This window comes from Paeniglutamicibacter cryotolerans (assembly GCF_014190875.1).
In the GTDB taxonomy this organism is placed as follows: Bacteria; Actinomycetota; Actinomycetes; order Actinomycetales; family Micrococcaceae; genus Paeniglutamicibacter; species Paeniglutamicibacter cryotolerans.
In genome coordinates, this window is the sequence record NZ_JACHVS010000002.1 from 794,967 (window position 1) to 818,356 (window position 23,390).

At 63.5% G+C, this 23,390-nt stretch carries 20 protein-coding genes and 2 pseudogenes; 7 read left to right on the plus strand and 15 right to left on the minus strand.

Annotated elements, in window-relative coordinates:
• Nucleotides 1-148: 148 nt before the first annotated feature.
• The 3 genes from E9229_RS16830 to E9229_RS16840 all read right to left on the minus strand — a co-directional run bounded on the left by E9229_RS16830 (nt 149) and on the right by E9229_RS16840 (nt 3,581).
• On the minus strand, nt 149-532 hold the full coding sequence (locus E9229_RS16830; RefSeq protein WP_183512800.1) for a hypothetical protein: 384 nt from the start codon (nt 530-532) through the stop codon (nt 149-151).
• Nucleotides 533-553: 21 nt separating this feature from the next.
• Complete coding sequence (locus tag E9229_RS16835; protein WP_183512802.1) at nt 554-1,927, minus strand: MFS transporter; 1,374 nt, start codon at nt 1,925-1,927, stop codon at nt 554-556.
• Between the two features lie 172 nt (nt 1,928-2,099).
• The gene (locus tag E9229_RS16840) at nt 2,100-3,581 is read right to left on the minus strand and encodes a sugar porter family MFS transporter (protein ID WP_183512803.1); all 1,482 of its coding nucleotides are present in this window, start codon (nt 3,579-3,581) and stop codon (nt 2,100-2,102) included.
• Between the two features lie 447 nt (nt 3,582-4,028).
• On the opposite strand from E9229_RS16840, the gene E9229_RS16845 reads away from it, so the two are divergent.
• The gene (locus E9229_RS16845) at nt 4,029-4,688 is read left to right on the plus strand and encodes a hypothetical protein (RefSeq protein ID WP_183512804.1); all 660 of its coding nucleotides are present in this window, start codon (nt 4,029-4,031) and stop codon (nt 4,686-4,688) included.
• Nucleotides 4,689-4,843: 155 nt separating this feature from the next.
• Here the strand turns inward: E9229_RS16845 and E9229_RS16850 are convergent, their stop codons facing one another.
• A complete protein-coding gene (locus tag E9229_RS16850) occupies nt 4,844-5,275 on the minus strand; it encodes a phosphohydrolase (RefSeq protein WP_183512806.1) in 432 nt (143 codons plus the stop codon).
• A gap of 327 nt (nt 5,276-5,602) precedes the next feature.
• Here E9229_RS16850 and E9229_RS16855 point away from each other — a divergent pair, with 327 nt between their 5' ends.
• Nucleotides 5,603-6,454, plus strand: a complete 852-nt coding sequence (locus tag E9229_RS16855) for an SDR family oxidoreductase (RefSeq protein WP_183512807.1) — start codon at nt 5,603-5,605, stop codon at nt 6,452-6,454.
• A 552-nt stretch (nt 6,455-7,006) separates the two neighbouring features.
• Here the strand turns inward: E9229_RS16855 and E9229_RS16860 are convergent.
• The 3 genes from E9229_RS16860 to E9229_RS16870 are packed head-to-tail and all read right to left on the minus strand — an operon-like array spanning nt 7,007 to nt 10,086.
• Nucleotides 7,007-8,131: a tRNA (adenine-N1)-methyltransferase gene (locus E9229_RS16860; RefSeq protein ID WP_183512809.1), complete on the minus strand. Its 1,125-nt coding sequence runs from the start codon at nt 8,129-8,131 to the stop codon at nt 7,007-7,009.
• Nucleotides 8,132-8,191: 60 nt separating this feature from the next.
• Complete coding sequence (locus E9229_RS16865) at nt 8,192-9,325, minus strand: site-2 protease family protein (protein WP_183512810.1); 1,134 nt, start codon at nt 9,323-9,325, stop codon at nt 8,192-8,194.
• The gene (locus tag E9229_RS16870; RefSeq protein ID WP_183512811.1) at nt 9,322-10,086 is read right to left on the minus strand and encodes an HAD family hydrolase; all 765 of its coding nucleotides are present in this window, start codon (nt 10,084-10,086) and stop codon (nt 9,322-9,324) included. The genes E9229_RS16865 and E9229_RS16870 overlap by 4 nt, the downstream gene beginning before the upstream one ends.
• A 61-nt stretch (nt 10,087-10,147) precedes the next feature.
• Between E9229_RS16870 and E9229_RS16875 the strand changes: the two genes are divergently transcribed.
• On the plus strand, nt 10,148-11,053 hold the full coding sequence (locus E9229_RS16875; protein WP_407671383.1) for a PAC2 family protein: 906 nt from the start codon (nt 10,148-10,150) through the stop codon (nt 11,051-11,053).
• Between the two features lie 283 nt (nt 11,054-11,336).
• On the opposite strand, the gene E9229_RS16880 is transcribed toward E9229_RS16875, so the two are convergent.
• Both E9229_RS16880 and E9229_RS16885 read right to left on the minus strand, forming a co-directional pair.
• Nucleotides 11,337-12,137 carry a 3-hydroxybutyrate dehydrogenase gene (locus tag E9229_RS16880; RefSeq protein ID WP_183512813.1) on the minus strand — a complete coding sequence of 267 codons (801 nt, stop codon included), beginning with the start codon at nt 12,135-12,137 and terminating at the stop codon, nt 11,337-11,339.
• A 52-nt stretch (nt 12,138-12,189) separates the two neighbouring features.
• Nucleotides 12,190-12,522 (minus strand): annotated as a pseudogene (locus E9229_RS16885) (MFS transporter); the annotation flags it as partial.
• Nucleotides 12,523-12,669: 147 nt separating this feature from the next.
• Between E9229_RS16885 and istA the strand changes: the two are divergent.
• On the plus strand, nt 12,670-14,322 hold the full coding sequence (gene istA, locus E9229_RS16890) for an IS21 family transposase (RefSeq protein WP_183510647.1): 1,653 nt from the start codon (nt 12,670-12,672) through the stop codon (nt 14,320-14,322).
• The gene (locus E9229_RS16895; protein ID WP_183510337.1) at nt 14,315-15,088 is read left to right on the plus strand and encodes an ATP-binding protein; all 774 of its coding nucleotides are present in this window, start codon (nt 14,315-14,317) and stop codon (nt 15,086-15,088) included. The genes istA and E9229_RS16895 overlap by 8 nt, the downstream gene beginning before the upstream one ends.
• Before the next feature lie 79 nt (nt 15,089-15,167).
• Here the strand turns inward: E9229_RS16895 and E9229_RS16900 are convergent.
• A pseudogene (locus E9229_RS16900) lies at nt 15,168-16,247 on the minus strand (MFS transporter); the annotation flags it as partial.
• Between the two features lie 155 nt (nt 16,248-16,402).
• Here E9229_RS16900 and E9229_RS16905 point away from each other — a divergent pair.
• The gene (locus E9229_RS16905) at nt 16,403-17,338 is read left to right on the plus strand and encodes a LysR family transcriptional regulator (RefSeq protein WP_246380837.1); all 936 of its coding nucleotides are present in this window, start codon (nt 16,403-16,405) and stop codon (nt 17,336-17,338) included.
• Between the two features lie 578 nt (nt 17,339-17,916).
• Here the strand turns inward: E9229_RS16905 and mshC are convergent.
• The 3 genes from mshC to E9229_RS16920 all read right to left on the minus strand — a co-directional run bounded on the left by mshC (nt 17,917) and on the right by E9229_RS16920 (nt 20,422).
• Nucleotides 17,917-19,224 carry a cysteine--1-D-myo-inosityl 2-amino-2-deoxy-alpha-D-glucopyranoside ligase gene (gene mshC, locus E9229_RS16910; RefSeq protein ID WP_183512815.1) on the minus strand — a complete coding sequence of 436 codons (1,308 nt, stop codon included), beginning with the start codon at nt 19,222-19,224 and terminating at the stop codon, nt 17,917-17,919.
• A 75-nt stretch (nt 19,225-19,299) separates the two neighbouring features.
• Nucleotides 19,300-20,124 carry an undecaprenyl-diphosphate phosphatase gene (locus E9229_RS16915; RefSeq protein ID WP_183512816.1) on the minus strand — a complete coding sequence of 275 codons (825 nt, stop codon included), beginning with the start codon at nt 20,122-20,124 and terminating at the stop codon, nt 19,300-19,302.
• A 73-nt stretch (nt 20,125-20,197) separates the two neighbouring features.
• Nucleotides 20,198-20,422, minus strand: a complete 225-nt coding sequence (locus E9229_RS16920; protein ID WP_183512818.1) for a hypothetical protein — start codon at nt 20,420-20,422, stop codon at nt 20,198-20,200.
• A gap of 40 nt (nt 20,423-20,462) precedes the next feature.
• Here E9229_RS16920 and E9229_RS16925 point away from each other — a divergent pair, with 40 nt between their 5' ends.
• Nucleotides 20,463-20,705 carry a DUF5703 family protein gene (locus E9229_RS16925; RefSeq protein WP_183512819.1) on the plus strand — a complete coding sequence of 81 codons (243 nt, stop codon included), beginning with the start codon at nt 20,463-20,465 and terminating at the stop codon, nt 20,703-20,705.
• Nucleotides 20,706-20,762: 57 nt separating this feature from the next.
• Here the strand turns inward: E9229_RS16925 and E9229_RS16930 are convergent, their stop codons facing one another.
• A complete protein-coding gene (locus tag E9229_RS16930; RefSeq protein ID WP_183512820.1) occupies nt 20,763-21,917 on the minus strand; it encodes an acyl-CoA dehydrogenase family protein in 1,155 nt (384 codons plus the stop codon).
• A gap of 57 nt (nt 21,918-21,974) precedes the next feature.
• Nucleotides 21,975-23,303, minus strand: a complete 1,329-nt coding sequence (locus tag E9229_RS16935) for a M20/M25/M40 family metallo-hydrolase (RefSeq protein WP_183512821.1) — start codon at nt 23,301-23,303, stop codon at nt 21,975-21,977.
• Between the last annotated feature and the right edge of the window lie 87 nt (nt 23,304-23,390).

The following is a 23,390-nucleotide window of genomic DNA, read 5'->3' on the forward strand; positions in this document are numbered from 1 at the left end:
GCCGCCGTTTGCGTGGCGCCTTCCTCCCCATCCTATCCAGCAGGGGTGCCGTGGGGGCACTTGGCCCGGTCATCAAGCGGTGCATCGTGCGCGCCGCCGATCCGCAGTGCATCGTGGCCAGCGCACATGGTCAGCCGGCTCATGGCACTCACTTCGCGGCGGGACCGCTCCCTCCCGTGGTGTCCTCTGTTCCGGGATCCGGGATTTTTTCCGTGGCCGGGTCCGCTCCCGGACCGTACTTCAGTGCCGCTGGGATCGCAGAACGCAGCAGCAGCACGGTGGCTACCGAACCGGCGGCGAACAGGGCCGCTCCCCACCAAAACGCGGCGACATAGCTGGCAATTGCCGTATTCGTGGCCAATGTATCCACCGCCGCCTGCGCGTGCTGCAGGACTATCTGGGCTTGCGCCATGGCCGGTGCCCATTTTTCCTGGGCAGCTTGCACCGCCTGCGGACCTTGGGCAGCAGCGGCGTGGATGGCGGCCCCGGCCTCCAACATCGCTGCCTTGGCGGCCAGGATGGGTGCGCTCACGGACGGGCCGTGCACGTTCGCCTAGCTGATCCCTGCCTGGATGGCTAGCGTGTTCAGCAGTGCAGTACCGACGGCGCCACCCACCTGCTGACTCGTATTCACCGATGCCGATGCCACGCCCGCCTCCTGGGGGTTCACCTGGAGCGTCGCGAGGTTGATGCTGGTCGGGAAGGCGAGGCCCAGCCCGACCCCGAATAGCATCAAGGGAAGGAGCAGGGTTCCGACGTAGCTGCTTTCTGCCCCGATGCGGGTCAGCAGGACGAGGGCCACGGCGCCGAGCATCAGCCCCGTGGGCAGCAATATTCTCGGGCTCACGTGCCTCACCAGCACGACGTTGCCGGTGATCGAGACCGCCACCATGCAGCCGACCATGGGCAGGAACGCCATGCCCGTCTGCACGGCACTGTACCCCCGTGTCTGCTGCAGGTAGTACGTCACGAACAGCAGCGCCCCCAACATGCCCGCACCGGCAAGCAATAGGGCCAAGAAAGCCGGACCGCGGTACCTGTTCGTCAAGATGTGCAAGGGCAGCAGCGGGTGCCGGACCTTGGTCTGGATCAGCACGAAGGCCGTTAACAACACCGCTGCGGCGACCAGAAAACCTATGGTGTAGGGATCATCCCAGTTGGAGGTGCGCCCCTGGACGGCATTTGAGAAACCATAGACCAGCGCAAACAGACCACCGGAAACAGTCAGCACACCGGGAATGTCCAGATGCTGTCCACCCGTCGGCGCTTGCTTCCGGATCAACAACGAGGCTCCGGTCAGTGCCAGTACCGCGAAAATGATGTTGACGAACAGGCACCACCGCCAGGAGACGTATTCGGTGAGAAAGCCCCCCAGCAGCAGTCCGAGCGCGGCACCGCCGCCGGCGACCGCACCAAAGACGCCGAAGGCCCGGCCCCGTTCCTTGGCGGCGGAGAACGTCGTGGTCAAGAGCGACAAGATGGAAGGTGCCAGCAGGGCAGCGAACGCTCCCTGGACGGCCCGCGCTGCCACGAGCATGCCGAAGCTGCTCGAGGCTCCGCCCACAGCCGAGACGGCCGCAAAACCCACGAGGCCGATCATCAACGTTGGTCTACGCCCCAGCAGGTCGGTCAACCTACCGCAGAACAACAACAGGCTTCCAAAGGCCAACGCGTAGGCGGTGACCACCCACTGCCGGTCTCCATCGGTGAAGTTCAGGGACTTCTGCGCCGACGGCAAGGCAATGGTGACAACCGTCGAATCGAGGACAATCATCAGTTGCGATAAGGCCAGTACCGCCAGTACCCACATGCGGGGTGGCGGGGAGTCTGGGACCACGACAGCGAGGGCGTGGCGTCCCGCGGAGCGGCCTTCCTGGTGATTCAATGCAGCAGGTTTTTCCGATGGCCCGCGGCGCTTTTCCGACATGAATCCTCAACTCGTTGAACGTGTGAGCAATCATTGACCTACCGGAAATATAGACTCCATGAAACTCCGCCTGCAATGGTGGAAGGGTGTGAACTTCGCGTGGATGTCATGTGACCGACCGGGACGTAGCTGCCATCGCCCCTTTTTCCGGGGAGACGTTTGCCTAAGGAAATCACGCCTGCCGCCGCTCGAGCTTTGATTTATCCTCAAGCTCCATGCCGCTGAATTCCGGCAGCAGAGCCTTGACGAACCAGAACGACAACGCGGCAAAGAACGCAAATCCTGCGTAGACAAAACCAAGTCCCACGGCGGCGCTCAAGATGGGGAAGAGCAGGGTGACCAGGAAATTAAAGATCCAGTTGAATGCCGTAGCAACACCCAACGCAACACCGCGCATCTTGTTGGGAAACACCTCGCCCAGGACCACCCACATGACGGGTCCCCATGTGGCAGCGAAGCAGATGACGAAGAGGTTCGCCCCCACGAGGGCAACAGCGCCCCAGGGCTCCGGCAAACTGATGTTGTCGCCTGTTCCACTGGCCTGGGCGAACGCCGTGGCAGCCGCTACCAATCCGAGGAACATGCCAGCGGAACCGGCCAGCAGGAGCTTCTTGCGGCCGACGCGGTCGACGAAGAAGATGGCCACCAGAGTCAGCAGGACATTGATAGTCGCAGTGATGACGGAGGTGGTGAAGGAATCCTCTTGGCTAAAGCCCACGGACTGCCACAGTGTCGTCGAATAATAGAAAATGGCGTTGATCCCCACGAGCTGTTGGAAAGCCGCCATGCCGATGCCGATCCAGAGAATCGGATGCAAGCCGAAGGCCGGTCCCCTCAAGTCACGATATGAAGAACGGCGCTGGTCCTCGATGCTCGAACTGATCTCGGCATAGCGTTGTTCGGGATCCGCGGCCCCGGTTACATTGGCGATAACCGCCAGGGCATCTTCCTTTCTGCCGCGCCGGATGAGGAACTGCGGCGACTCGGGGATGCGCAGGGACAGGACCCCATAGACAATCGCCGGAACAACGCCCAGCAGCAGCATCCAGCGCCATGCGTCCAGCCCCCACCAGAGTTCATTGCTGGCTCCGCCGGCAAATCGGGCCAAACCGGCGTCGGAAAGCAATGCCAGGAAGATGCCCAAAGTGATCGCCAGCTGCTGCAGTGAACTCAACGCCCCGCGGAGCCGTGCCGGGGCAATCTCGCCAATGTACGCGGGCGCGATGACCGAGGCGATACCGATGGCCAGTCCACCAATGACCCGCCATGCCATCAGGTCCCAGACGGCGAAGGCAAACCCCGAGCCGATCGAACTGATCACAAAAAGGCACGCCGCGAGCACCATCACGGGCCTGCGGCCCCAGACATCCGCCAATTGTCCGGCGAACCAGGCCCCGGTGGCACAGCCGAGGAGCGTGATGGCCACTGTGAGCCCAAGGACGGACGAGTCAAGCGCAAATGTGGATTGGATGGAATTGACCGCTCCGTTGATGACCGAGGTGTCGAATCCAAAAAGCAGCCCGCCCAGGGCTGCGGCCACTGTCACGGCATAAACCTTGCCCCGGGCAAACCGGGAACCAGAGTCCCCGGACGGAGCGCCTCGACCGGAAGGCGTGAAACCTTCTTCCGGTTCCCCCTGCGTGGGCGTGGGCATGGAATCACCAGCTACCTGGCCCGGGCGGGGAATGGGCTGACATCGGCCGAGCCGGACCTTGTCTCCGGCCAACATCGCTACGGTCCCCCAGCCTCAAAGGTGCGGACCGGCCAATGCCCGGACCGCGGCAGGAATGTCGCCGGAAACCGTCTCAGGACTCATTGTGCGCCTACAAGTGGGGTGTGACAACGGTCGAAGCGCAACACTTGACGACGCGCGGCCCCCGAGATTGCCACCTGCGGGGCCGGCGCCGCCCATTCCGTAACTTCTTAAGTCAAAGCGGACAGAGGACCATTGGCACACGGGAATTCCTCCTCTCTAAATTCACCTTGCCCAGGGTCCGACGCCGAAACAGGTGGAGACCCCACTCTCACCCAGACTATGGCGGTTTCTCGTTCGGGGTCTGGGCGTTTCGCCCGTGCTTCAATGTCCGGGGTGGCGAATTCGGTGTCCTTCTCGTTCTTCTGGCCCGCAATGCCCACCGCATCCTTGGCTGGGCTGACTGCAGGGCTGCGGAGGATGGCAGGCCGAGTATCGGTCGAAGTGGGTATTCCCGGGAGATTCCGCCACCGCATCTGCCGGCTCCAAAGCATCGGTGGGCCTGCTTACCCTGTGACCATGGATACTTTAGGGAATCTCGCGCTACTTGAAGATGGAACGTGGATCGATGCCGTGGCGTGGAACAGCCTGTTGGCCGATCCTCAACCGGAGCGCCCGCTCATCTGGTACTGGTCGATAAATGGCGTCGGCTCGGACTGGGAAGACCTCACCGGAATCGGCCACCTGGCACAGCTCGTCAATGATCTTCCCGACGATGGCGATTTTCTGGTCCTTGCAGATAAAGACCCCGAAACAAGATATGCGCAGACCATGCAAATGGAAAACGGTACATTCACCGTAGAGATTGGCATGTGCATTCCCAACGGTGCCCTTAATCTTCGCGTTGGCAAGGGCGCAGCCGCTGCCAACGAACCGAACAAGCCGGGCGAAGCCGTCACGGCCCTCCAAACGCTGAGCAGAGCCGAAACCATACAAGTGCTGATGAGCTGGGCGTCGGGCAGCGGGTTGCCCCTCGGCTATGCCGGGGCCATCTATTCATACACGTAGCGCGCACGCCACCAGGAGTCCTTCGTCTGGTACGCGTTCGGGATTCCGGCTCAAGAGCAACATTTCGTTGACATGGGCCAGATCTGGGGATCGACCGCGTGTCCAGCCCTGCATGAGGGAGGATCGAATGATCGTCGGGCCTCCCTCATGGCTATCTACGCTCCGGCTTTGAGCTGGGCCTTGGCCGCTGCGTACTTCTTTTCCAGGCGTTCACGCTGCTCTTGGGGCAACTGCGCCAGACGGGCAGGATTCGAATTGTGCCGTAGATCGGCGAGCTTCACGCGCACGGCGCTGGGGTGCTGCACGACTCGGCTCAGATGGTCGGTATACGGTTCGTCCTTGCCGTGGGTCAGTACGGTGAGGATTGCCAAGCCCTCAACTCCGACGATGTTGATCAGCGCTTCATCGCTCACCGAGGTGTCTTCCTTGGCATCGTGGAGCCAGCCGAGGGCCACCTCGAACTCCGTGCCACCATCGTCCGAGACTCCAGCGGCTACCGCGGAGAGATGCTCGCTATACGGACGTCCTGCCTTGTCCGTCTGGCTTGCATGTAACCGACGGGCGAGTAGTTCAGCTTGTTCAAGCATGTGCAGGCCCCTATGTGTCTGACGGAATTCCTCGGTGAATAGGGCAAATGTATCCCTTGGATCCTGCAAGCAGAGCCATGTTCCGCTCACGGCAGACGTTTCGCCTCCTCCGAGTAGTCATCGGGCCGGGGGCACGACATGGGCCGACGGTGCAGGAACGCCAGCTCCAACCGAGGCAAATACCGGCGGCCGCCCAAAACCGATATGCCGGTGGCATGCCGAGGCTGATCCCACCGAGGCTTCTCGGTATGCTCGTACCGTACCCCGCTACCCGGCAACCGGCTCTCGGGGAAATTGAAGCGAACAACATGATCTGAGGAGTATGAAATGGCTGTTGTGATTGCCGGTTGTGGCGACCTTGGGACCGAAACCGGGCTGCGGTTCGATTCCCTGGGACACCGGGTGATCGGACTTCGACGCTCAGCGGAGAAACTGCCAGCGGAAATCGAAGGACGGTCCATTGATTTGTCCACGGAGGTGCCCACGCTGCCGGCCGACACCACCATCGTGGTGATTGCCATGAGCCCTGATGAGCGCAGCGTAGATGGTTATCGGGCGGCCTACGTGGAGAGTGTTCTGAGAATCGTCACTGCCATCCGTCAAGACTGCGCGGCGCCACCGCGGGTGCTGTATGTGTCATCGACAGCGGTCTACGGTATTGACGACGGGTCCTGGGTCGACGAGACGACTCCGGCCGAACCCGCCGCACCGACGGCACTCGTGCTGCGCGAAGCAGAGGAGACGTTGCTCGAGTTGATTCCCCAGGCGACTATCCTGCGCCTGGGGGGCCTCTATGGCCCAGGACGTACTCGGGAAATCGATCGCGTACGCCAGAGGATCGCGAGCATCTCGCCTGAGCCGGAATTCACTAGTCGGATCCATCGTGACGATGCAGCAGCAGCCATCGTACACCTCACGACCATGCAGAGCCGGCCAAAGACCGTATACATCGGAGTCGACGACCTCCCCGTTGATCGTCGCGAAGTCGTAGAATTCTTGGCGCGCAGCCTTGACCTGCCGGCACCGGAAGTTGCCGACGGTTTCCCTCACCGCCAGGGGAGCCGCGGCAAACGGTGCCGCAACAACCGCCTGCGGGATTCCGGATTCGTGTTTTCCTACCCCACCTACCAGGAAGGCTATGCGGCCGTCCTTGAGGGTAATGGAGTACGCCACGCCTAGACGCCAGTGCCCATTTCATTGGTCAAAACGTAAATAATGTCGGGGCCGGTCAGCTGCCTGATGATGCCCCGGCTCGTTCTCATCCGGCTCACACAGTGCCGCTACCGTTCCAGTGCACTGGATTTCCTTCCTGCCGCCCTCGTACTCTGGAACACTGCCAACCGCGAACGAGCCGCCAACGCAGTCACCGGCTACGATCCGGTACCCAAGGACTTGCTCCTCCCCGTGCCACTCGTCACCGGACTGGGAACACATCAACCCCACTGGCTGCTAAACCAGGCGCAACGACTCCAAACCAGCCGTCGGCACAATCAGGTGCTTGCGCCCCGACCCGCTGCCTTTTGCGGAGGATGTTCCCCGTTTTCTGAAACCGTCCAGCCAGGGCCACGTCGTCCCCCCATCCGGCACCTGAAAGTTCTGCGGTCCTGCCAGCTGGCACATGGGACATCTACCAGCTGTCAGGACCACTGTGGCAGGCACCGAGGCCCGGATGCAGAAAGGCGCAGGCCCCATTTCGGGCCTGCGCCTTTCTGCATCCGACGGACGCCGTTGCTAGTTCTCGTCGTCCGCGGACTCGATCTCCGGGAAGTCGTCCGGATCCATGCCGTTGCCGTTCTCATCGCGGAAGGATCCGCGCTGCTTCATCGACTTGGCGTCCTTCGCCGCGCGGCGCAGTTTGCGCACCGATACGCCGCGTTCTCCCAGGCCGGGGCCATTCCACTGTTCCGGGTCGTTTCCCTTGGTCCAGGCCTCGATGTCCTCGGTGGCGAATTCGGTGTTCTTCACGCGCTTCTGGCCCGGGATGCCCACCGCATCGTCGGCCAGGCGGCGGCAGGTCATCAGGAAGCCGGTGTGGGCTACCATGCGGTGGTCTGGGCGGACAGCGAGTCCCTCCAGGTGCCATCCGCGGACCATGGATTCCCAGGCCTCGGGCTCGGTGAAGCGGCCGTCGGCACGAATGGCCTCCGCGGTGCGGGAGAGCTGGGTGACCGTGGCGACGTAGTTGATCCAGACGCCACCCGGTGCCAGCACGGTGGCGGTGGCCTCGACGCATTCCCAAGGTGCGAGCATGTCGAGCACGACGCGGTCGACGGAGCCGGGCTCCTCGGTCTGCACGACGACATCCTGGTAGTCGCCGATGGAGATGTCCCAGGCCGGGTGCGGTCCACCGAAGATGGTTTCCACGTTGCCGCGGGCGATCTCGGCGAATTCCTCGCGGCGTTCGATGCTGTGCAGGGTACCGGCATCGCCGACGGCGCGCAGCAGCGAGATCGACAGGGCACCCGAGCCGACTCCGGCCTCCACGACGCGGGCGCCGGGATAGATGTCGCCCATGGTGACGATCTGGGCCGCGTCCTTCGGGTAGACCACAGCGGCACCGCGGGGCATCGACAGCACGAAGTCCTTCAGCAGCGGGCGCAACACCTGGTAGCGGTGCCCGGAGGTGTTCTCCACGACGACGCCCTCGGTCTGCCCGATCAGGTCATCATGGGCCAGCAGGCCCTTGTGCGTGTGGAAGGTGCCGCCCAAGGTCAGCGTGATGGTGTTCATCCGGCGCTTCTCGTCGGTCAGCTGCACCCGGTCCCCGGCACGGAGCGGTCCGCGGCGCGGAGCTGCTCCATGTGGCTGGGTCATCGGTTCCTGTGTGCTGCTCATGTTCGTGATTTCCGTTTCCATGTGATGAAGGGGTCGTTTAAATGATGTTTTGCGGGGCCCATCCGGCGGCCCGGTGACTTGTTAGTACTTGCCGGTGATCGCCGCGACGACGCGGGACTGGGCCAGGAGCCCGATGATCCGTCCGGATTCGTCGATCACCGCGTATTCGGCGCCGGTGATGGTGGCCAGGTAGTCGATCAGCGAGCGGCCCGATGCCGCTGCCGCCACCACGGCTCCGGGCGAGAAGGCCCGTGCCACCGAGACGCCGGGGCTGAGGTCGCGCAGCTGCTCCGGCACCCGGGCGAGGGACTCCTCGTCGACGACCGCCTCGGGGGCGCCCTCGGGGGAAACGAGCACCACCCGTCCCCCCCGCATCGAGATCCGTTCGATGATCTGCGCGACGGTGGCGGAAGCCGGAAGCGCGGTGGCGGGTTCCATGAGCGTGCGCGCGCTGATGTCCGGCAGCCGCAGGCGCATCTTGGCATAGCGGATCGATTGGCTGGCTCCGACCCACATGAACCCGCCGACGAGCACCAGCACGATGATCATCTGCATGTTCAGCGGTTGGGATTGGGTCAGCGGGTAGATCACCAGGATGCCGATCAGCAGGGCGACGATGACCCGTCCGGCCCAACCGGCGGCGACCGTGCCCTTGTCTTGGCTGCCGGTGACCTTCCAGACCAGGGATTCGACCAGCCGGCCACCGTCCAACGGCAGTCCGGGCAGAACATTGAACAGCGCCACCAGGAAGTTGGCCAGGACCAGGATGTCCCAGAGCAGGTAGGTTACGCCTACCGGCTGCACGGCCTGCAGGGCCAGCCAGCCGACGCCTGCGATGATGAAGTTCGCTACCGGTCCGGCCATGGCGACCACCAAGGACTTGCCCGGTGTCGCGTAGAAGCTACCGAACTGGGTGTGCCCGCCCCAGAGGGTGAGCACGATCTTGGCCTCCGGCCAGCCGAATGCCTTGGCGCTGAGCGCGTGGGCCAGTTCGTGGATGAGCACCGAGAGCGCCAGCAGGATCGCGTAGGTCAGGGCGACGGCGTAGGCACCGTAGCCGATGCCCGGGACCGCCCGCTGCACGTCCGGCCCAAAGAGCAGGACGATGGCGGCTGCAATGACGAACCAGGAGTAGGCCAGATAGATCGGGACGCCGAAGAAGCTTCCCAACGGGATCCCGTCGGACTTTGTTCGGGTCTCCGGCTGCGCGCTCATGCTCCTGCTCCGGACACCACGGCGGCCGGAGGGAAGGCCCCGGAAATCCGGTCCGCGACCAAGCGGTCCAGATCGGCCAGCCGGAATCCAGCTAGGGAATCAACCAGGACCCAGTCGCCCGAGGGCTCGATCGGGGACATATGCGGTACGGCAACGGTCGTGGCGCCGGAAGCGGAGGCGGAGAGGATGCCGGGGACCGAATCCTCGATCGCCACGACGCGGCGGGGATCCAGGTCCCGGACCAGCGCGCCCATCGATTCGAGGGCCATCAGGTACGGTTCGGGATCCGGTTTGCCCCGGGAGACCAGGTCCCCGGTGACGTGGAAGCGGAAGAGGCCATCGGGCAAAAGCGAGGTGACCAGAGCCGCCAGCGGCCCCTCGGACATGGTGACCAGGGCGCACGGGATCGACGCGGCCCGCAGCTCATGCAGCAGTTCGATGGCCCCGGGGCGCCACATGACCTCGCGGCTCACCCCGGCACAGACGTCGGCGGAGAGGCGGTCGATGATCTCTCGGATGCTCAACCTCACTCCGGCGGTTTGGAGGATGCGTGCCGAATCGGGCAAGGCGTTGCCGACTAGGGCGTACGCGTCTTCATCGGTCCACTGGCCGCCGAATTCGCGCACCAGGGCGGTTTCGGCGCCCATCCAATAGGGTTCGGTGTCGAGCAGTGTGCCGTCCATATCCCACAGCACGGCCTGCACCCCTGCCGCACGGACATCGATGGCGGGCGGGGGCACGGGAAAAGCACTGCTGGACATAGGCCAATTCTATGGTGCATCCGCGCAGACGCGAACCCGGGGATGCGGATAGGGTGAAGTGGTGACTCAGAACAACTTCGAACCTACGACGCTCAGCGCACTGGTGGGCGCCCACGCCGAACCCGGAGGCCCGCGTCCGGCGATCATGGTCCTGGCCTTCGAGGGCTGGAATGATGCCGGCGAAGCCGCCAGTGACACGGTGCGGATGCTATCGCACGAGCTGAAGGCCAAGAAGGTGGCGGTGCTGGGTCAGGACGACTACTACGACTACCAGTTCTCGCGTCCGCGAGTCCACCGCAACGCGTCGGGCAAACGGGTCATCCGCTGGCCAACCACTCGTTTTTTCCGGGCGGCCTTGCCCGGCACCGGAATCGACCTGCTGCTGGTGCGAGGCGTCGAGCCCACCTACCGCTGGAAGGGCTTCACGGCGGAACTGCTGACCCTCGCCGAGCAGGAGAATGTGAAGGCACTAGTGGCGGTGGGTGCGCTGCTGGCCGATGTGCCCCATTCGCGTCCCATCCAGGCGAGTCTGACCAGTGAGGATCAGGCACTGCAGCAGCAGCTGGGCGCCGAGCCGGCCACTTACGAGGGGCCCACGGGGATTTTGGGCGTCGTGGCCGAGACGGCCGATGCGGCGGGGCTGCCCACCGTGTCACTGTGGGCAGCCGTTCCACATTATGTTGCGCAGGCGCCCTCCCCCAAGGCGCAGCTGGCGCTGGTGCAGCGGATTGAGGAGCTGCTGGCGTTGCGCCTGGACCTGCATGAACTCGTCGAGGATGCGTTGGCTTGGGAACGCGGGGTCAACGAACTGGCTGCAGGCGATGCGGAGATCGCCGCCTACGTAAAGCAGCTGGAACAGGCCCAGGACGAGTCGACCCTGCCCGAGGCCACCGGCGAATCGATTGCCAAGGAGTTCGAACGCTATCTCAAGCGCCGGGACCGCGGCGACGACGGCAACGAGCACTGAGCACCAGTCCCGGGTGCTCGGTCGGGGATCCAGCAGCGCGATGTTTTTGACCGCTCCTGCTCCGTTGGGGCATGGGTGCCGGATTCGTGCGCATCGTGCCTGAAGACGGAGCCATGTTCAGCCTCAGTCAGCGAAATCATGGGCCCTTACTGGTCGCGGACAGACCAGTGTGTGCCCATGAGGAATAAACAAGGCGGCTGGGGTGCCAAGCCAAGGAATATGACATGGCACCCCAGCCGCCTTGTTGCCCGAAGGCGTTGCCTCAGTTGGGCGAAAGTGCGCGCTAACGGGCCGACCAGCCTCCGTCTATCGAGTAGCTCGAACCAGTCACCATGGACGCCTCGTCACTGGCCAGCCAAGCGACCAGCGACGCAACTTCCTCCGGTTCAACCAGTCGCTTGATGGCGCTTTCGGTGAGCATGATCTTGCCCAGCACCTCGGCTTCGGCAATGCCATGGACACGGGCCTGGTCCGCCAGTTGCTTTTCCACTAGCGCTGTACGGACGTAACCGGGATTGACACAATTGCTGGTCACTCCATATTCACCACCTTCGAGCGCAGTGGCCTTGGACAGGCCTTCGAGCCCATGTTTGGCAGCTACGTAGGCCGATTTGAAGGGCGAAGCGCGTAGCCCATGCACGGAGGAAACGTTGATGATCCGACCGAATCCTTGTGCATACATTGCGGGCAGGGCCGCACGGATAAGCAGGAAGGGCACCTCGAGCATGAGTGCCAAAATCCGCCGGAAGTCCGCAGGGTCAAAGTCCTGAATCGGGCTGATGTGCTGGATCCCGGCATTGTTGACCAGGATGTCCACTCCGTCGAACGCAACTTTCAGCCGGTCGTCCGCGACTGCGGTCGGATCCAGCAGATCAACCGCCCAGCTCGAACCACCGACCTCCGCTGCTACCGCCTCGGCCTCCGCGCGGTCCTTGTCCGCGATGATTACGTGGGCACCACGGGAAGCCAGCGCATGCACAACGGCCAGTCCTATTCCGCTGGCGCCACCCGTCACCAGCGCCCTCCTGCCTGCGAGTGGCTGTAGGGAGGAGCGGTTTTCGCGTTCGGTTTCCTGGTGGGTCATGACATTTCCCTTACGTGGTACCTGTTGGTGCTCATTGTGAACGTGAACTGACTTAATTGCTAACCCTGGCCGTGTTCAATCCATGCTTACGTGCGTCGGCGTCGTCAATATCGTGCAGGGAAATGCCTCGGGTTTCCTTCAACGTCACCACTGCGACCGTGGTTACCGCACAGGCCACTGCCACATAGATTGCCACGGGCAGCCATGAGCTGTAGGCCTGAAGCAAAGCGGTGGCGATAATCGGCGCCATGGAACCGGCCACAATCGAGGTGACCTGGTATCCGAGAGAGACACCTGAGTAGCGCATGCGGGTGGGGAACATTTCGGCCATGATAGCCGGCTGGCCCGCATACATCAGAGCGTGGAAGCACAGGCCGATCGTGACAGTGTTTAGACGGAGCTTTTGGTAGCACGTGCGTAACGATCCGGTAGCACGCGTGTAAGCAACCGGTAGCGCTTCGGGACGTTCAAAGTCAGGATTGCTTTCACCCACGACACCAGGTCGGGGACAGTGAAAGGAAGACTGACGGTAATGGCTGACTACAGACACATCATGGCCCTGCTGGTGCAGGGCCATTCGTACCGACAGGTCCAAGGCAGGGCAGGCTGCTCGCACCGCACGATCGCCAAGGCCAGCCGGGTCCTTGCCGATCAAAAGCTGACCACCCGTGAGCAGATCGACGCGCTCACCGATGAGGACCTCGACCGGCTGTTCGACGACGGCCGCAAGGCCGTGAGCGGTGAGTTCGTCCCCGTCAATGTCGAGGCCGTGGTGAAGGCACGCATCGGTCGGAAGAAGCCACCGTTGAAAGTCTTGTGGGCCCGCTACCTGGACACCGCGCACACAGACTCCGCCCGGTTTTACGGCTATGAGCGGTTCTGCCAGATTATTGCCGAGCACGTCAAGGTCAACGACCTGACCAGCCCGCTGTCCCACGAACCCGGACACACGATGCAGGTCGACTGGGCCGGCACCAAGATGCAGCTGACCGATCCGATCACCCAGGAAACCACGAAGGTCTCGCTCTTCGTGGCGTCCTTACCGTATTCGGGAATGATCTTCGCCTACGGGTCCCTGGATGAGAAGCTTCCCGCCTGGTGCCAGCTGCACCGGAAGGCCTTTGAATACTTTGAGGGTGTCAGCCAGCTGGTCATTCCCGATAACGCCTCGACCGCATCGAACCAGATCAGCCGGTATGAAAAGGCCCGGGATGTGAACCAATCCTATGAGGCCTTCCTTGAGTACTATCAAACCGCGGCAGTCCCGACCGGCGCGTATAAGCCGCAGGAGAAAGGCAACGTCGAGGCGGGGGTTAAGGTCTCGACCAATTGGATCATCCACTACCTGCAGGGGCGGCGTTTCGCGGGTCTGGATGAGCTGAACGAGGCCGTGGCCGAACAGGTGGAGATGATCAATGACCGCACGCCCTTTCGCGGGGAGAACCGCTCCCGACGCGATTGGTTCCAGGATGCTGAACGCCACGAACTCATCGGCCTCCCGGCCGAGCCGTGGCAGCAGGTTTACTGGCGCAAGGCGAAAGTCTCCAGGGACTGGCACGTGCAGGTCGACACGGTTAAATATTCGGTTCCGCACCAGCTCGCCGGGCAGATCCTGGACGTGCGGATCGTGGGTGAGCAGGTCACCGTGCTTGCCGGTGGGCTCGTGGTTGCTTCGCACCGGCGTGGTGCGCAGCGTCATTCCTACGTCACCGATCCCGAACATGCGCCGCACGGGTATGAGGACATCTCACTGCTCTGGACCCGTGCCTATTTCATCCGGCAAGCAACAAAGGTCGGCCCCTACACGGTTCAGGCGCTGGCTCGGTTGCTGGATCGGAAAAAGATCGAAGCGCAGGGCTACCGCTCCTGCATGAACATCCTGGCACTGGGCAAGGGCAACAACCGCGCCCTGCTGGAGCAGGCCTGCCATGACCTCTGCGTGCAAGACGAGCGGAACCCTGTCAGTTATACCGCGCTCAAACATCGCATCACCGCCCTGCGGGCGGCCTACGCCGGGCGTCCGGGCGTGAGCGCACCGGCATCGCCGCAGTCCGGCGCGGGGCCGGTGACCGCGGGTGCCAGGGATACCAGCAGCGCCCATCTGGGCGGGATCTCGCAGTTCAGTCTCGAGGCCTTGAGAAGCACCGCCGCAACCGAGGAAACGAAGGAGGAGGACCATGCTTGATCATCATCTGACCGACGATGACATGGGGCTGTTTACCGGGTTGCGGATGACAGCGTTCGGCCAAAGCGTCATCGACATCGCCAACGACTCGGCCTATGACGAATGGACGTTTTCGCGCAAGGTCCGTCATGCACTGGATCAGGAGATCGCGGCCCGGGCCCAGCGTCGGGTGGTGAAGCTGCTCAAGGAATCGAAAACGCCGAACCCTGCTGCCTGTGTTGAAGACATCCACTACCTGCCGGACCGGAGCCTGAACCGGGAGGTCGTGGCACGGCTCGCGTCCTGCCAGTGGATCGAGCACACCACGAACCTGGTGATCCTGGGCAAATCAAGCGTCGGCAAATCGTATTTGGCCCAAGCCCTGGTCAACGCGGCCTGCCGGCACGACTACACGGCTCGCTACTTCCGACTTGATGACCTGGCGAACAAGCTCGCGGTTTATCGTCGGGGTGATGCCGAACGGCTGACGTTCCTGGGCAGCCTGCACGACTGCGATGTTCTGGTCCTGGATGACTTCTTGACCACGCCGATTAGCCCGGAGACCGCGAGCGAACTGCTCAATATCCTGGCGGGGCGCGAACACCGTGGCGCCACGGTGGTGACTTCTCAGTTCGATCCCGAGGACTGGTACAAGTCGCTGCATGATGCGGTGATCGCCGAATCGATCCTCAACCGCATCGTTTCCAGCAGTGAGTTGGTCCAGCTTGATGGGCCCAATATGCGTCGGCGTAAGCATACGGGTCCGGGAGATGAGCCGGTGAGCTGAAGCGATCGGTGCTGGCGCGAGGGCTCGGTGCTACCGGGTCCTCGCACCGGTGCTACCGTTTCGCTCCACATGCGCTACCGAAAGCTCCGTCTATACAGACAGCCGCAATGATGACGAACGGGTTCTGCGTGTCGAACATCGGGAAGGCGAAGAATGCCCAACATGCTCCGAGCACCGCACCGGCGAGATAAACCGGCTTGCGACCGAGGATGTCCGAAAGCCTACCTACCTGAGGGATCACCATGAAGTGGACGACGTGGGCCACCAACAGGGCCAGAAGCAACTGACTCGTGTCGTACTGGTGAACGGTCTTCAAGTACACGATGGTGAAGCTGACGATGATGTAATACAAGATGTTCTCGGCAAAGCGAAGACCCATCGCACTGAAGATGCCTCGGGGGTACTTCCTTACGACCTCGAGCACCCCATAACTGACTGCCTTGTCGGCTTGCGCCTGGGCACGGGCCTCGAGGAAGATCGGCGCCTCGCTGACATGGGTGCGAATGTAGTAGCCAATGATCACGATGAATGCCGAAACCCAGAAGGCTACACGCCAACCCCAGCTCAGGAATTGTTCGCTCGGCAGGATCCAGGACATGCCCAACAGCACCAAGGTGGCCAACAGGTTACCCACCGGAACTGCGGCCTGGGGCCGGCTGGACCAGAAACCACGCGACTTGTCCGGGCTGTGCTCGGCGACCAAGAGGACGGCCCCGCCCCACTCCCCTCCCACGGCGAAGCCCTGGACGAAGCGCAGGATCACCAGCAGTGCCGGGGCCCAGTAGCCGATGGAATTGAAACCGGGCAGGCAGCCCATCAGGAACGTGGCCACGCCCACCATGATGATGGTGACCTGCAGTGTGTGCTTGCGGCCGAGCTTGTCCCCGATCTGGCCAAACACGATGCCGCCCAGCGGACGGGCGATGAATCCCACGGCATAGGTGAGGAACGCCGCGATGATTCCGTCCAGTTCCGTGTTGGCATTGGGGAAGAAGAACTTACCAAAGACGAGTGAAGCGGCCGTTGCGTACAGGAAGAACTCATACCACTCGACCACGGTTCCCACCATCGAGGCTGCCACAATCTTCTTCAGCCCCGACTGCTCCGGTCCGGGCACAACCGTTGCTTGATCGAGCCTCATCGGCTTGTTGACGCTCATGGGCTTACTCCTTATGTCCTACCGATATCAGCATCGATATCGGCACTTCGTTGATTCTGTGATTCAACACACAGGCTGACTCCCATCAGTATGGACATGCTGGATCATGTGCAACAATGACCAGCTATGCAGAGTTCGTGTGCATAATTGCAGGTATGGCACTGTCATCCCCATCCACAGGCCCCGGCTCTCCGAACCCCTACCATCTGCTGATCCTGCTGGCCGTGGCCAGGACCGGAAGGTTTTCCACGGCCGCAGAGAGCCTCGGCGTGAATCACACCACCGTGTCGCGTCAGATCGCCGCGTTGGAGAAGGTCCTCGGTGGCAGGACCCTCGCCCGAACAGTGGGCGGCTGGGAACTGACGGACTTGGGGCGCCGCGCCGCGCGAGCAGCCGAGGACGTTGAAACGGCAGTTGCCAGGATCAATGAAGGCCAGAAAAAGGAAGACAAGATTTCCGGAGTGGTGCGCATCTCCGCCACGGACGGCTTCAGCGCTTTCATTATCGCGCCGGCGATCGCACAGTTGCGCCGCACACACCCGAACCTCAGCGTGGAGATCGTCAACGTGACCCGCCGAGCCCTGCAACACCGCTCCGGGTTGGATCTGGAAGTGGTGGTCGGTGAACCCCAAGTACACCGGGCGGAGGCGATCCGTCTCGGCTATTACGCGTTGGGCATGTACGCCTCGCACAGCTACCTGCACGACTTCGGAACACCCACCAGCAATGCCGAATTGAGTAAGCATCGGCTAGTCTATTTCGTTGATTCCATGCTGCAGGTCGACGCCCTGGACGCCCCACGCCGATTGGTTCCCGAAATGCTGGATTCGCTCAGTTCCACCAACGTTTTCGTCCACGTCGAGGCCACGCGCGCCGGGGCCGGCATCGGCTTCCTACCCTGCTTCATGGCCGACCGCCACCCCGACCTCGTGCGACTGCTTCCCGAGGACTTTCACGAACGCCTACCGTACTGGATGGTGCTGCGACCGGATTCCCTGCGTCAGGCCGCCGTTGCTGCGGTGGCAGAGGCGTTACGCCGCCGAACGGCAGCCGTCGAAGACGCACTCTTAGGCAGGGAACCGTTGAACTAATGACGACGAATACGGTCCGGGAACGTTCCAGCCCGACGGGTGCCGCTGCTGGCAAGGCATGCTGCCCCGGCGTGATACGTGAGTTCTCGTGACAATGGCGGCAATTTGCTGAAATCTGATGCGGGCGCTAGCCCCTTTTCCCTAAGATCCAGAGCTGCCGAACCGCATGATCCGTCTCCCCACATGGCGCCTTGCGATGCGAAGCGAAGTAAGTAACACCCGAGGAGAGCCGGCTGCACCGTACAGGGGGCGGAACCGGCGACCAACAACTCGTTCGAACCATTGGTCGGGCAGTGGGCGCCGCTTGATGAGTCCGGGGCCCTGCGCTGGTTACTTACCCACAGAGGCTACGCCGCGGACGACACAGCGAAAGCGGCACACGTGCGATCGACTGAACCGTTCACAACGCCCCGTTATCGGCAGCCGCGGCCACCAGAACCTACCGCTGACGGGGGGAAGTACAAGGGTCAATGCCGCCGCGGGCAGCGCCTGCGACATGCCCACAAACGCAGTGTGTCCGGTGGTCCAGAGGGCCCTATCCCCCTGGGCCACCGGACACGAACCTCCCAAGTGGTACGCTACAGCTTCAAGCCCAGCAGTGCGTCGATCGCGCCGGCCAGCAGACCTCCACCGGAGATGACTGCGTCCTCGTCCTCGTCGTCGTCATCGGTGGCGGCCGGCTGTGCGTGGACCGGGGCCGCTGCTGCCCATTCATCCAGGAGCACCAGCGCCGCCGGGGCATCGAGGTCGTTGGCCAGCCGGGAACGGATCCGGGTGATCAGCGCTGTCGCCTCGACCAGCGTCGTGGTTTCCAGCCGGGCGCGCCAGGCTGCGACGCGGTCGCGGGCCTCGGCGAGCAGGTCGGAAGTCCAGAACCAATCGCTGCGGTAGTGCTGGCCCAGCAGCACGGTGCGGATGGCCACCGGTTCCTCGCCAGCTTCGCGTAGCTTGGAGACAAGCACCAGGTTGCCCAGGGACTTGCTCATCTTTTCCCCGTCGAGGCCGACCATGCCGGTGTGGACGTAGTTCTCAGCCAGCGCCTTGCCATCGGTGGCCGACGCGTGGGCGCCGGAGAATTCGTGGTGCGGGAAGATCAGGTCGCTGCCGCCGCCCTGCACGGTGAACGGTGCAGGCAGGAAGCGCCGGGCAATGACCGAACACTCGATGTGCCAGCCGGGACGTCCCTCGCCAAGCATTCCGCCCTCCCAGCGCGGCTCGCCGGTCCGGGCTACCCGCCACAACAGTGGATCGAGCGGATCGAGCTTGCCGGCGCGGTCCGGGTCGCCGCCGCGCTCGGAGAAGAAGCCGAGCATCGTCTCGCGGTCGTAGCCGCTGATCGAGCCGAGCTTCCAGGCGGCGTTGGCGGCGCCGATGGAGTCGAAGTAGATATCCCCGTCGGGTTCGCCGTTTTCCCCGGGAACCGCGTAGGCAAGGTTTTTGGCGATCAGCTGTTCGACGACGGGCACGATCCACGGAATCGACTCGACGGCGCCGATGTATTCGCGCGGCGGGATGACATTCAGCGCCTCCATGTCGGAGCGGAACAGGTCCGTCTGGGACTCGGCCAGGGCCACCCAGTCGACGCCGGTGGCGGTGGCGCGCTCGAGCAGCGGATCATCGATGTCAGTCACGTTCTGCACGTAATCGACTTTGCGCCCGGCATCGAGCCATTGGCGCTGCAACAGGTCGAAGGCCACATAGGTGGCGGCATGCCCCATGTGGGTGGCGTCGTAGGGGGTGATGCCGCAGACATAGATGCTGGCCGGCGCGTTGGAGGCGGCGGCGGAGGCCGTGGGACGCAGCGTTCCGGTCGTGGTGTCGTGGATTTCCAGCGTCGGCGCATTGCCGGGGATATGCGGGACGTGGGGCGCTTTCCATGAATGCACGGGAGCTGCGTCCTTTCTCTTGAAGAAGGCACCGGCACGTGGGCCGGATGATGGGAGTGGCGAAACGGAGGGTTTTTATGCGTTGATGACGTTGAAGCCCAACAGCAGGTAAAGTGCCAGGCCCAATACCACGCGGTACCAGACGAAGATCCGGTAACTGTGGGTGGAAACGTACTTCAGGAACCAGCCGACGATCACGAAGCCGACGACGAACGCGATGACGGTCGCCAGGGCGGTCTGCGGCAGCGTGTAGTAGCCGGGCTCGTCGAAGCTCTTGACCAGCTTGTAGAGGCCGGAGGCGAAGACGGCGGGGATGGCCAGCAGAAAAGAGTAGCGGGCCGCTGCCTCGCGGGTATAGCCCATGAACAGGCCAGCGGTGATGGTACCGCCAGAACGGGAGACGCCCGGGATCAGGGCCAGCGCCTGGGCCAGACCGAAGTAGACGCCATGCTTGGGCGTGAGCTGTGACAGGTCCCGGTCCTGCCTACCGTAGTAGTCGGCCACTGCGAGGATCAGACCGAAGACGATCAGTGTCGTGGCGACGATCCAGAGCGAACGGAACGTGGTGTCGATCTGGTTTTCGAAGAGCAGGCCGAGCACCGCGATGGGCAGCGAGCCCAAGATGATCAGCCAGCCCATGCGCGCATCGGGATCGGCATGCGGGCGTTTCCCCAGCAGCGCGTTGAACCACGCGCCGATGATGCGCACGATATCCCGCCAGAAGAACACGACGACTGCCGTTTCGGTACCCAGCTGTGTAATAGCGGTGAAGGCCGCACCGGGGTCGGAGGCCCCGGGCAGCATCTCACCAATGATGCGCAAGTGCGCGCTGGAGGAGATGGGGAGGAATTCCGTCAGACCTTGTATGAGCCCGAGGAAGGCAGCTTCAAACCAATTCACGTACCGACACTACTTCACCAAGGGCCCCGAACGCCCCTTTTGCGGTAGTGGGCAAGGTCATGGCGCGGTGGGCTCAGTCCTCGTCGTCGTAATCGTCTTCACTGAAAACCTCCAGCGGCGTTCCTTCGTCGTAGGTCTCATCCAGCGCATCCTCGTAGTTCTCGAAGGCTTCGGCGATGGCGAAATAGGCTGTGATGACATTCGGGTCCTCGGGGCCCCTGCGGGCGGACAGCATCGCCAGGTGTTCCTCGAAGGCGGATACCAGGACCGAGAGTGCTACGCGCGGATCTTTGCTCATGGGCTAGACGTTACCTCGATTCAGGGCACAATGGAGACCGATGATGGAAAACAAAATCGGCGCCACCACCTTCAGCACGGACACGGCGGGGCGATTCGAGTACCTGGTGTTGACGGTGCATCCGGGCGAATCGATTGCCGACGCCCGACGCCGGGTGGTTGAGCACGCCGAATACGGTAAATGGGAATTGACCTGCACCCGAATCTATGTCGGCGGCTTGCGCAGGTATTGGATGCGCCGACGCGTCATGCGGGTTAAGGGCACATTGAACGTGATCGCCTGATTCCCCGGATCGGTGGGCGGCGTCGCCCACGGATCGGCATCCACGCGTCCCGGCGATTCAGTCGGCGACGGGGCCCAGCAGCCAGCCAGCGACGGTGGAATGCGCCGATTCGGCATCCGATGGGTGGTAGAGGCTGGCCAACACGTCGCGATAGAGCCGTTCGAGCTCGCTGCCACGGAAGTATTGCCCACCCCCGGAGACCTTCAATGCCGTGTCGATGCTCGAGCGTGCCGCCTCCCCCGCCTTCGTGCGCAGGGTCACCAGCCGCGGGAACCATGACGCCCCGTGGTCGGCCAGCTCGTCCAGGTCCCGGGTGGTGATGCGCAGCAGGGCATCCAGGGACAGCAGCTCCATCCCCGCAGCAGCGACCTGGCGCCGGATATCCGGGTCCCGGTCCAGCGACCGGCCGCCGGACTTCATCGAGGTGCGCCGCGCCGGGATCGATGCCGCGAGCTGAACGCCGCGTTCGGCCAGCCCCACGTACACGGAGGCGGTGAGTGAGAGGAACGCGGCGAAAATGCCGAAGACTAGCGGGTCGGCGTTGGGCCCCACGGGCAGGAAACTGTGCATCGATGCGGCAGGGACGCGGGCGTCGGCCAGGATCGTGCTGTGCGACTGGGTGGCCCGCATGCCCAGCGTGTTCCAGTTGTCCGCCGTGCTCACACCGTCCGTGCCGCGGCTCAGGAAGCCGTGGACCAGCAGGGCAGCGTCCCCGGTTCCGGCCTTGCCGAAAACGCCCAGCCGCGTCCACGCCGGTGCGAGCGAGGTGAAGATCTTGGTACCGGTAAAGGAGTAGGAGCCGTCGTCGGCGCGGACGGCGATGGTCCGCGAGTCGAAGAGGACCTGGTCGTTCCCGCCCTCGGACACGCCGAAGGCCATGACCTCCCCTGCCTGGACCCAGTCCAGCACCATGTCCAGCCGCTTGTCTCCGCGCGCCGACAGCAGCCGGGCAACGCCCGTCCAGACCAGGTGCATGTTCACCGCCAACGCGGTGGCCGGAGCGTAGGAGCCCAGCAGTCGCTGGGCCGCCGTCATGGCCTCCATGCCCCAGTCGGCGCCGCCTCGGTCTACCGGCAGCATGGCCTTGAGGTAGCCGGTGGCCCGCAGCTCCTCGAAATCCTCGGCACAGAACGCGTTCTCGGCATCGTATCCGGGGGCCCGTTCCCTGAAGCGTTCGAGCATGGCGGTGGGTAGCAAGGCTTGGAGATCCATGGGGGCGCGGCTTTCGGTGGTGGAGCGGAATCGGTGGTGCCGACGGCGGGCGTTCGGTCAGTACGTGGTGAGCAGGCGGTGCAGGACCCTGGTGCCGAACTTCAGCGAGTCGACCGGGACGCGTTCGTCCACGCCGTGGAACATGCCGGTGAAATCCATGTCCTCGGGCAAGCGCAGCGGGGCGAAGCCGTAGCCGGTGATGCCCAGCCGGGAGAGGGACTTGTTGTCCGTTCCGCCGGAAAGCATGTAGGGAAGCACCACGGCACCCGGGTCCTCGACCTGCAATGCGTTGACCATGTTGTCGACGAGGTTCCCGGCAAACGGGACCTCGAGCGCCACATCCTGGTGCGTCATGGTGAGGTCGATGCCGGCACCGGCCAGTTCCTGGAGCTTAGCGAGCACCTCCTCCATTTGGCCCGGCAGGACGCGGGCATCGATCAGTGCCTCGGCACCGCCGGGGATCACGTTGTGCTTGTAGCCGGCCTTCAGCAGCGTCGGGTTGGAGGTGTTCTGCAGCGTGGCCCCCACAAAGCGGGCGACGTTTCCCAGCTCGTCGAGCAGCTTGCCCGGGTCGTCCTCGGTGAACTCGACGCCGGTCAGCTCCGAGACCCCTTCGAGGAAGGCGCGGGTGGTCTTGGTGTAGGAAATCGGCCACTGGTGCCCGCCGATGCGCGAAACGGCCCCGGCCAGCCGGGTCACCGCGTTGTCGTCGTTGATCTGCGAGCCGTGCCCCGCACGTCCGGAGGCGGCAAGCTTGAGCCACGCCATGCCCTTCTCGGCCGTCTGCAGCAGGTAGGCTCGCTTCCCGCCGATGTTCGCCGAGAAACCGCCGACCTCACTGATGGCTTCGGTGGCGCCTTCGAAGAGCTCGGGGTGGTTGTCCACCAGCCAGGAGGCACCGTAGGTTCCGCCGGCTTCCTCATCGGCGAACATGCCGATGATGATGTCGCGCCGCGGCGCGGTGCCTTCGGCCTGCATCTGCCGCATGACGGCCAGGACCATCGCGTCCATGTCCTTCATGTCCACGGCTCCGCGGCCCCAGATCATGCCGTCCTTGACTTCGGCGGCGAACGGGTCGACCGACCAGTCTTCCTTCAGCGCCGGGACGACATCCAGATGTCCGTGCACGATCAGCGCGGGAAGCGAGCTGTCGGTGCCTTTCATGCGCGTCACGACGCTGGTGCGCCCCGGCGAGGATTCGAAGAGCTGCGGTTCGAGGCCGGCCTCGGCCATCAGCCCGGCTGTGTATTCGGCGGCCTCGCGTTCGCCCGGCCCCTGGTTATCCCCGAAGTTCGATGTGTCGAAGCGGATCAGCGTGCGGCAGATCTCCTCGACCTGGTCCACTGCCTTCACCGGGTTAACCTGGGTGTTTTCCTGCTGGGACATCGTTTTCACCTTTCGGGGCGGGGTATTGTCCCCAGCCTAGTTCTTCACGCGGTGTTTCTCACCGACGCGGCGGCGCAGAACGTCACC

Coding starts and splice junctions, on each gene's coding strand:
- E9229_RS16835 (WP_183512802.1), bottom strand. CDS start 1,927: ATGTCGGAAAAGCGCCGCGGGCCATCGGAAAAACCTGCTGCATTGAAT.
- E9229_RS16840 (WP_183512803.1), bottom strand. CDS start 3,581: ATGCCCACGCCCACGCAGGGGGAACCGGAAGAAGGTTTCACGCCTTCC.
- E9229_RS16850 (WP_183512806.1), bottom strand. CDS start 5,275: ATGCTTGAACAAGCTGAACTACTCGCCCGTCGGTTACATGCAAGCCAG.
- E9229_RS16855 (WP_183512807.1), top strand. CDS start 5,603: ATGGCTGTTGTGATTGCCGGTTGTGGCGACCTTGGGACCGAAACCGGG.
- E9229_RS16860 (WP_183512809.1), bottom strand. CDS start 8,131: ATGGAAACGGAAATCACGAACATGAGCAGCACACAGGAACCGATGACC.
- E9229_RS16865 (WP_183512810.1), bottom strand. CDS start 9,325: ATGAGCGCGCAGCCGGAGACCCGAACAAAGTCCGACGGGATCCCGTTG.
- E9229_RS16870 (WP_183512811.1), bottom strand. CDS start 10,086: ATGTCCAGCAGTGCTTTTCCCGTGCCCCCGCCCGCCATCGATGTCCGT.
- E9229_RS16880 (WP_183512813.1), bottom strand. CDS start 12,137: ATGACCCACCAGGAAACCGAACGCGAAAACCGCTCCTCCCTACAGCCA.
- istA (WP_183510647.1), top strand. CDS start 12,670: ATGGCTGACTACAGACACATCATGGCCCTGCTGGTGCAGGGCCATTCG.
- E9229_RS16895 (WP_183510337.1), top strand. CDS start 14,315: ATGCTTGATCATCATCTGACCGACGATGACATGGGGCTGTTTACCGGG.
- E9229_RS16905 (WP_246380837.1), top strand. CDS start 16,403: ATGGCACTGTCATCCCCATCCACAGGCCCCGGCTCTCCGAACCCCTAC.
- E9229_RS16920 (WP_183512818.1), bottom strand. CDS start 20,422: ATGAGCAAAGATCCGCGCGTAGCACTCTCGGTCCTGGTATCCGCCTTC.
- E9229_RS16925 (WP_183512819.1), top strand. CDS start 20,463: ATGATGGAAAACAAAATCGGCGCCACCACCTTCAGCACGGACACGGCG.
- E9229_RS16930 (WP_183512820.1), bottom strand. CDS start 21,917: ATGGATCTCCAAGCCTTGCTACCCACCGCCATGCTCGAACGCTTCAGG.
- E9229_RS16935 (WP_183512821.1), bottom strand. CDS start 23,303: ATGTCCCAGCAGGAAAACACCCAGGTTAACCCGGTGAAGGCAGTGGAC.